Raw genomic sequence first — 8,206 nt, forward strand, 5'->3', positions numbered from 1 at the left:
CGATGGCTGATCGCAATTAGGATGAGTGAGGGCCGATCTCAAATTCTTCCAAAGGTCGCTGGAATAGGGAAGCTTTTTTTCCCAGTATTTCGTCTAATGGCAAATGAGCCTGTTTAATGAGTTGTTCCAGCTTATGTGGTGCAATACAGACCGACAGGTGTAAATTGCCGTGATCATCATAATGTTCAGACTGAATGACATTCAGGGTATATAACTGGGTACGTAATTTCCCATAAGCAGGTTTTAACACTAAATCAAAATCTTGTAACTGGCCCAACAGACATTGTTGTACCGCTTGCGCAAGCAGCTCCAAGCCTTGACCCGAATGCGCTGAAACATAGACCCGATCAGGCAGATCTGCTGATTTATAAATAATTTTGGGCGCATCACCGCTCAGGTCAATTTTATTGTAAACATGCAAGATGGGTGCATCGGCACCAATTTCTTTGAGAACAGATTCAACCGCTTCAATTTGCTCTGGCATATTCGGACTGCTGCTATCAATCACATGCAGGAGTAAGGTGGCCTCTAAGGTTTCTTCCAAGGTTGCTTTAAATGATTCAACCAGATCATGCTGCAGATTTCTGACAAAGCCGACGGTATCTGCCAGTACCACCGTGCCAATACCATCCCAGTCTAAACGGCGTAAGGTTGGATCGAGCGTGGCAAACAGTTGATCTGCGGCATAGACATCACTTTTTGCCAGCAGATTAAATAAGGTTGATTTGCCCGCATTGGTATAACCCACCAGTGAAATGGTCGGGATCGCGGCTTTTTGTCTTGCGGCACGACCTTGCAGGCGGGTTTGTTGTACTTTGACCAGTTTATCCTTGAGCTGGGTAATCCGCACCCGAATTAAACGACGGTCGGTTTCAAGTTGTGATTCACCGGGTCCACGCAGGCCGATCCCGCCTTTTTGCTGTTCCAGATTACCGGTAAAACCACGAATTAGGCGCGTGGATAAATGTTTGAGCTGGGCCAGTTCGACCTGTAATTTACCTTCATGGGTCCGCGCGCGTAAGGCGAAAATGTCCAGAATTAATCCCGTGCGGTCAATCACACGGCATTTCAAGATCCGTTCCAGGTTACGTTCCTGGGCGGGTGACAGGGAATGGTCAAAAATAACCAGTTCAGCTTCGAGACTTTGCACCAGTTCGGCGATTTCATCGACTTTACCTGAGCCAATGAAAAATTTCGGGTCAGGTTTATTGCGTTGTACCACAAGATGTTCAAGGATTTCAGCGCCAGCGGATTGAGCAAGCAATCGAAACTCTTCAGCATCAAGATCATCGAGGAGCTGAACAGACACACTGACTAAAATTGCCCGTTCACCGCTTTGACGCTGCTCAAAATTTTCCACGCGACTATGTAATCCTTATTTTTAAAGTCTTATTCTAGAATAAACTTCAAGCAAAGGGCAAAGGCTTACACGATTTATATGACATTACGACGTAAAAGCTCAATGAAACCGACCAGTGTACCCATATATAGAATTGACCAGCCAAGGAACATTCTCAGCGCATAGCCATAAGGAACTGTGGTTTGGTTTGCTGATGTTGTGCTTTGCGGATTCATCACATCACCTTTTAATCAGTAAATTCGATTTATTTATATTAATTGATCTAATAAACCTTTTAAAATTGAAAAAAATTATGCTCGCATTCGCTTTTTATGATGCAGATAACTTCTATAAGTCGATATCGGCATGATATAACTGGATGAATTCAATGCACATGTGCATCTATGCGTACGGTTTTAATGATTTATGACTCAAGAAGTAACAGCGGTAAATAAAACCCCATTAAATTTAATCTCTAAATTGAGTTTGTATAGTAAAAAATTAGCCTCAGGCCTGGAAACAATAGGTGAAGGCTTTTATCTGATTTACCGTCATGGTCTATATAAAGATCCAAATAATCCAGTCAATACCCGATACGTACAGTACTTCTGTCGCCGTTTATGCGAAGTGTTCAATATCGAAGTCGAAGTCCACGGGACCATTCCGCGTGAACCTGCGCTTTGGGTCAGCAATCATATTTCATGGCTGGACGTTGCAGTACTGGGGTCGGGAGCACGAATTTTCTTCTTGGCCAAAGCTGAAGTGGAAAGATGGCCGATTCTGGGAAAACTGGCAAAAGGCGGCGGAACTTTATTTATCAAACGTGGATCAGGGGATTCGATCCGTATCCGTGAACAGATTACAGAATTCTTAAAACAGGATATTCCGGTTCTGTTCTTCCCGGAAGCGACCACAACAGATGGACGTAAAGTCAAAAAGGTGCATGGACGTTTATTGGGTGCGGCCATTGAGGCACAACGTCCGGTACAGGTGTGTGTGATTTGCTATGTCAATCAGAACGGAGAACTCGATCTGGTGGCGCCGTTTATTGGTGAAATGACCTTTGCAGAACATGTGCAGCGTGTCTTGGAAATGCCGAAAGTTACCGCACATCTGATGACTTTACCTGCGATTTCAGTCGAAGGGCATACTGTAGATAGCCTGACCAAAGAAGTAGATCGTCAGATGCGCGCCGGTCTGGCCAAATTACAGCAGAAGGTGTTGACGGTCTTGCCAGAAACGGCCGAGTCTACATAAAGCCTTCGATTGGCAACCATGAAATGATTTTTACGCCAGCTTTTTGCCACCATTTCATCTTGGGTTCTTTGGTATAAATCAAAGGACCTCTAGGTGTTTCTCTCTGCCAGGTAATTTTCTTATTGGCATCCAATACTAAACGATAGGCATAGGTTTTCAGGTTTTGATCCATGGTGGCATGCACGGCTTGTGCTAAGGGTGGGCTATTCAGTAATACCCCGATTTCAGTATTTAAATAGGCAGAACGGGGGTCAAAATTAAAGGAACCAATAAATACCTGTTTCTCATCCAATGCCATCAATTTGGCATGCAGGCTGGAACGACTCAGTCCCTTAAGATTGACCTTGGCTTTTTTCGCTAACTCTTCGGTATGTTTATCTAAATCATTTTTATCTAATGCGGGGAGGAACTCATACAGCTGCACCCCATTTTTCAGCAGTTCCTGACGATATTTCCCATAAAAGGCATGAACCACCGCCACGTCATTGGCTTTAAAGGAGTTGGTGAGTACTCTGACCTTGACTCCATCTTGCGCCAGTTCACTTAAAATTTTTGCACCTTTCTTTTCCGGAACAAAATAAGCCGAGATCAGATCAATATTTTTTTCAGGCTGTTCCAGATGATTGATCAGCTGGAAATTCAAGTGCTCTTCTTTTTTGGCTTTGGATTTAATTTTATCAGGGGAGTCCTTCACCACCTCGGCCTTGACCCATTCCAGAGAAATATCCCGATTCATGAGGGAATCAATGGCTTGAGAACGGCTGGTCAGGTCAACATAATTCTGTACCGTAATCCGTTTATAGTGCTCATCCAGTTGCTGCTTTAAACTTTCATAGCTCAGTCGATGCGATTTTGGATTGACAATTTCCCTGACATCGTAGGCATATTCATGATTCCAGTAATCATCAAACGATTTGGAAATATCATTGACGGCTGTGCCGAACAGCATCACGTCCACATCGGAAAACTGGTAATTATCACTGACATTATAATACTGGTTGGTCATGTTACGACCGCCAATCAAGGCCACCTGATGATCGGCAATAAAACTCTTGTTATGCATCCGGCGATTAATGCGTTTCAGATCCAGTACCATATCCAGTGCACGGTATTTACGGAACCGGTACGGATTAAATAATTTAATTTCAATATTGGGATGCTGGGCCAGCGCCAGAAAAATACCTTCCGTATGTTTGGCATTATTATCATCAATCAGTAATCTGACTTTTACCCCACGATCAGCAGCTCGAATCAGGGCGTGTAGTGCCAAAGCCCCAACTTTGTCGTTATCCCAGATATAGTATTGTAAATCCAGTGTTTTTTCGGCTTTGTCAATCAAACGAAGACGCGTTGCCAGTGCTTCTAGCGGTTCATATAACACGTGATAGCCAGTCAGGTCGGGGTGTTGTTCTTGTAAAGGACGGATCACCTGAGCCAAAGAAGTTTGGGTGGTATCGATCTGGGCGACAGTTTGAATGACTGGTTCGAGCTTATGCTTGGGGAGCGTACTACACCCCGTCACAGTCAACGCAATGGCGCAATAAATCGCAAGCATATTTTTATTGTAAGCGGTTGTACTTATCTTTGTATGTTTGCCATTTAAATGAGAAAATTGCGTCATAATCGTTACTGATTAAAAGTTGGGCTCGAGTATACCATTTCATCGAAAAAGATAAATATAAGATGAGACGTATGTCCCTAAAGTGAAGTTAATGAGGGCTGTAATGTCGGATTCAGATACTGTTATTGTTGGTTTTTATCTTATTTTTGCTGTTCTGGCATTGTGGGCATTGATTCAGGCTTGGGTCCATCAGGCACGTACAGAAACCATTCATCCTTTTAAAGCCTTCGTACATTTGCTGGCGTTTTATCTTTCGTATTTATTGGTCCCGCTGTGGTGCTTTAGTCTGTATGCCGGCTGGGTGGGATATTACAGCCTGCATCAAGCGGGATTTATCTTCTTGTTAAGCAGTGTGCTGATTTATGCACGCTTTATTGAACCGCATCAGATTCATGTCAAACGTCATCAATACCGTCTCAATCCAAAGCGTGAGTTTACTCGTCCGGTCAAGGTCGCATTGGTGGCCGATATGCATGTCGGTCTCTTTTCTGGACACGAACGCCAGCTAAAAATCATTGTGAAGAAGCTGAATCAGGAACAACCTGATCTGGTGGTGGTGGCAGGGGACTGGACCTATGAGCCGGAAAACCGTTTGGTGCAAGAGCTGGAAGTGCTCAAGCAAATTGAGGCGCCGGTCTATTCTGTGCCTGGTAATCATGACGAACAATATCCTGGCCCACCCATTCAGGCGTTGTTGAGTAAAGCGCTAGAACAGAATAATGTAATGGATATTGAAGGCAAGATTGTCGATTTTGACGAATTCCGTCTTATCGGGATTGGTGATTTGTGGGCGGGTAAAGCGAATATGCGCTTTATGCCTGAGTTGCCGCAAGACAAGCCTTGGCTGATTTTGTCGCATAATCCGGATACCGTGGATATGGTGCCTGAATTACCGACGCGTCCCCTGATGTTATCGGGCCATACCCATGGCGGGCAGATCGAACTGCCGTGGATTACCAACTATATTATGAAGCGGGTGTCGATTCTGGGGCATAAAAAAGGTTTTTATACGCATGAACATGCGGATGTATTTGTGACGGTGGGAACTGGTATGGTGGGTGTACCGTTTCGCTTTAGAGTGCCCCCAACAGTGGATATTATCGAATTGATTTAAATAAAAAAGCCGACTGAATTGAGTCGGCTTTTTTTTGATTGCAATGCGTTAAGGAATAATAATTACATTCACGCGGCGGTTGCTGGCACGGTTTTCATCCGAAGTATTCGGTACAAACGGTTGATTCGAGCCACGGCCGAGTACCGTTAAATTATTGGGTTTAAAACCCTGTTCGATGAAAATAGAAGAAACGCTTTGAGCACGTTCTTCTGAAAGTTTCTGGTTATATTCAGGATTGCCGATATTATCGGTATGGCCGACAATTTTTAATTTTTGTAGATCATATTTATTCAGCTGCGTTGCAAGACGTACAATCTCTTGCTGATGCTCCGGCTTAATATCGACCTTATTGAAATCAAATAACAAACGTTCTGGTAAGCCGAGACTCCAGCCTTCATCCGTTAATACGAACCCCTCTTTTTTTAACATCTTGACCTGACGATATTTCAACGGGCCAAAACTTAAACATCCAGCCAATGTTAGGCAGAGTAACGCAATAAATGAAATTTTAATGGTGTGTGCGCGCATAACATGTCCTAAATTTCTGGTTTATAAAGAAACCAATGTGGATTTAAACTTTTAGCTTTATACATGGCTTGATCCGCTTGCATAATCAAATCTTCGGGATTCTCTGCAAACTGAGAAAAGGCAATTCCTAAGCTAAAACCAAAATGAATAATTTCACCATTGAAATCTAAAGGCTCCTTGCAACTGGCCAGTAGACCTTCAGCAATGGTCTGTAAATGATCCGCATGATGGATAGAATGCAGGATAATAGCAAACTCATCCCCACCCAAACGGGCAATAAAATCCTCATGACGGACAGAAAGTTTTAGACGGTCGCCCATTTCTTTTAACACCGCATCACCAGCCAGATGCCCATACTGATCATTAATCATCTTGAAATTATTATTATCAATAAAGAGTAAAGCGGAATTGTGACGATATTGCGGATTCTCAAAAATATTAAACAGCTCTTGATAGAAATAATGTCGATTTGGCAGGCTGGTCAGTTGATCGTGATGAGCCTGAAATGAAAGTTGGCGATTTTCTTTTTGCAGATGCGTATGCCAAATCTGAATTTCTTCTAGCAGTTCATTAAATACCGCATTTAAATTCTGGAACTCTTTAATATGGTTGTTTGGAAAGCGCAGATTATAGGCTTTCTGGTCACTGACCAACTGGGCGATATGGGTCAGCGGCTTAATCGACTGCATGATTTGGCGATAGGTAATATTCACTGACCATAATAAGGCAATCACAATAAAGAACATTGAAATTGCCAGACCGATAATAATGGTTTTCAGAAAATGTAAAATATTTTCTGAACTTCCGTATAACACCAGTTCTCCCACTTTTTTCTTGTGATGCACAATCATTAACTTGACGGGATCATGTAAAAACCAGCGATCCATCAGGTCCTGCATCATAGAGGTATGGGCTATTTTTTTGGTACTTTCGGCAAGAAGCTGATGTTGGGGATCATATACATGAATCGTTCGAATGGCATGTTCACGCGTATAATCATCCAGAATCTGGTCAATCGCGCCTTTATCCCGAAACACTACAGCTGGCTGGATCCGTTCAAGCACGGTCTGGCTCAAAAGCTGCAAGTTCTGTTTGGCATAAGTTTCCATGGTAAACATGGAAATTGTGGCAAAGGTAAAAGAACAAATCACAAAGGTAATCGCAAAAATCGCAAACTGGGATTTACGGAATAATGCATGTAAGGAAGTTGACTGATATAGATTGGAAATCATCTGCACTTACTCCGCATTCTTCGCCAAGAGCAAGACTCTTGGATCGATATGAACTTTGGAATAACTCAATGCTTCCAGATTCACCTTAAAGGTCGAATAGGTTTTCTTATTATATAAGCAAAAAATACTGCCGACTTCACACGCCGGATTATTAGTGCTTAAAGAAAGTAATGAGCGAGATGGGTAAGCTTGAATCAGGTTTTGCTGTTGTTGTGGCGAGGTCGTGGTGAAATAAGCTACATGACATTCTGTTTTAGCAAAATCTCTGGCACTCACAGCCTGCACTTGATAATCGTAAGCAAGCTGACGGATATTTGACTGAAACTGGCTGGCTGCCTCTGTATTGTCAATGACACAGATAGAAGGGCGGGTGGTATTCGACCATTTACTATAACTTAATATTGATAATGCCAGCTCATAGAAGTTATGCGTCGAAATGGCATAGCAAAGCGGGCTCACAGCTACCGAAGCTGCAAGCAAGATAGATCGAGCTTTGATATTTAAAAACCGTATTTTCAATCAGAAGTGCCAAAAAGTGTGAAGCAAGAGACATATTCTACTGGACTTAATTGTTTAAAAAAAGTTCTTAATTACTCAGAAAAGCCAATAAAAGTAACTATTCAGTTCAAAAAGTATGCGTTCGATCAAATAAATCAAATAAATTTAAAAAAGGGTGTTGCATTGGGTAGGGAATGCTGTAGAATGCACATCCATCGGCGGTGATGCAGATAAAAACTTGTTGAGAAACAAGGGTTTGGCTAAAATGGTTAGATTCTTGAGTTGGTTGATAAGTTTGCTAAATATCTAAATTACCTGTTGACTTTTAAGAAATTGAGAGTAATATAGCCGACCTAGCTTGATGATGACGAATCATCGAGAAGATCATTAAGAGAATAGAAGAACAACTTGTGTGGATTTTTACTGGTTGATCGATCGAAAATATTTCATTGATTAATTGGTTTAAATTTCTCGAAGTTTATTTGAGCAAATATTAAGTCAGTAATTGATGAGCCAAGATTTGTAGCCATAAGCTACTAATGATTTTAAACTGAAGAGTTTGATCATGGCTCAGATTGAACGCTGGCGGCAGGCTTAACACATGCAAGTCGAGCGGG

Annotated in this window: 8 protein-coding genes and 1 rRNA gene; 3 read left to right on the plus strand and 6 right to left on the minus strand. The window is 42.3% G+C overall.

Annotated features, from left to right (window positions below; all coding sequences use genetic code 11):
- Nucleotides 1–16 precede the first annotated feature (16 nt).
- Together hflX and JO943_RS08710 are read right to left on the minus strand one after the other, a co-directional pair.
- A complete protein-coding gene (hflX, locus tag JO943_RS08705) occupies nt 17–1,360 on the minus strand; it encodes a ribosome rescue GTPase HflX (protein WP_032876527.1) in 1,344 nt (447 codons plus the stop codon).
- A 74-nt stretch (nt 1,361–1,434) separates the two neighbouring features.
- Complete coding sequence (locus JO943_RS08710) at nt 1,435–1,575, minus strand: hypothetical protein (protein WP_009510551.1); 141 nt, start codon at nt 1,573–1,575, stop codon at nt 1,435–1,437.
- Nucleotides 1,576–1,765: 190 nt separating this feature from the next.
- Between JO943_RS08710 and JO943_RS08715 the strand changes: the two genes are divergently transcribed.
- Nucleotides 1,766–2,596, plus strand: coding sequence for a lysophospholipid acyltransferase family protein (locus tag JO943_RS08715; RefSeq protein ID WP_009510622.1), 831 nt, complete (start codon nt 1,766–1,768; stop codon nt 2,594–2,596).
- Here the strand turns inward: JO943_RS08715 and JO943_RS08720 are convergent.
- Nucleotides 2,589–4,151: a phospholipase D family protein gene (locus JO943_RS08720; protein ID WP_227614440.1), complete on the minus strand. Its 1,563-nt coding sequence runs from the start codon at nt 4,149–4,151 to the stop codon at nt 2,589–2,591. The genes JO943_RS08715 and JO943_RS08720 overlap by 8 nt on opposite strands.
- Before the next feature lie 169 nt (nt 4,152–4,320).
- Here JO943_RS08720 and JO943_RS08725 point away from each other — a divergent pair, with 169 nt between their 5' ends.
- Nucleotides 4,321–5,331 (plus strand): metallophosphoesterase, encoded by a 1,011-nt coding sequence (locus tag JO943_RS08725; protein WP_150954634.1) that lies wholly within the window; start codon nt 4,321–4,323, stop codon nt 5,329–5,331.
- Between the two features lie 48 nt (nt 5,332–5,379).
- Here JO943_RS08725 and JO943_RS08730 read toward each other — a convergent pair whose 3' ends face one another.
- The 3 genes from JO943_RS08730 to JO943_RS08740 are packed head-to-tail and all read right to left on the minus strand — an operon-like array spanning nt 5,380 to nt 7,571.
- Complete coding sequence (locus JO943_RS08730) at nt 5,380–5,859, minus strand: OmpA family protein (RefSeq protein WP_005227291.1); 480 nt, start codon at nt 5,857–5,859, stop codon at nt 5,380–5,382.
- An 8-nt stretch (nt 5,860–5,867) separates the two neighbouring features.
- Nucleotides 5,868–7,091, minus strand: coding sequence for a diguanylate cyclase domain-containing protein (locus JO943_RS08735; RefSeq protein ID WP_005227290.1), 1,224 nt, complete (start codon nt 7,089–7,091; stop codon nt 5,868–5,870).
- A gap of 6 nt (nt 7,092–7,097) precedes the next feature.
- Nucleotides 7,098–7,571, minus strand: a complete 474-nt coding sequence (locus JO943_RS08740) for a YfiR family protein (RefSeq protein WP_032881296.1) — start codon at nt 7,569–7,571, stop codon at nt 7,098–7,100.
- 565 nt (nt 7,572–8,136) lie between these two features.
- Between JO943_RS08740 and JO943_RS08745 the strand changes: the two genes are divergently transcribed.
- Nucleotides 8,137–8,206 (plus strand): 16S ribosomal RNA (locus JO943_RS08745); the annotation flags it as partial.

The organism is Acinetobacter sp. 'aerobic (ED)', from assembly GCF_904886855.1.
GTDB classification, from domain to species: Bacteria; Pseudomonadota; Gammaproteobacteria; order Pseudomonadales; family Moraxellaceae; genus Acinetobacter; species Acinetobacter courvalinii.

Bases quoted from the DNA above. Each gene is read 5' to 3' on its own strand.
- JO943_RS08710 (WP_009510551.1), bottom strand. From the start codon at position 1,575: ATGAATCCGCAAAGCACAACATCAGCAAACCAAACCACAGTTCCTTAT.
- JO943_RS08715 (WP_009510622.1), top strand. From the start codon at position 1,766: ATGACTCAAGAAGTAACAGCGGTAAATAAAACCCCATTAAATTTAATC.
- JO943_RS08720 (WP_227614440.1), bottom strand. From the start codon at position 4,151: ATGCTTGCGATTTATTGCGCCATTGCGTTGACTGTGACGGGGTGTAGT.
- JO943_RS08725 (WP_150954634.1), top strand. From the start codon at position 4,321: ATGTCGGATTCAGATACTGTTATTGTTGGTTTTTATCTTATTTTTGCT.
- JO943_RS08730 (WP_005227291.1), bottom strand. From the start codon at position 5,859: ATGCGCGCACACACCATTAAAATTTCATTTATTGCGTTACTCTGCCTA.
- JO943_RS08735 (WP_005227290.1), bottom strand. From the start codon at position 7,091: ATGATTTCCAATCTATATCAGTCAACTTCCTTACATGCATTATTCCGT.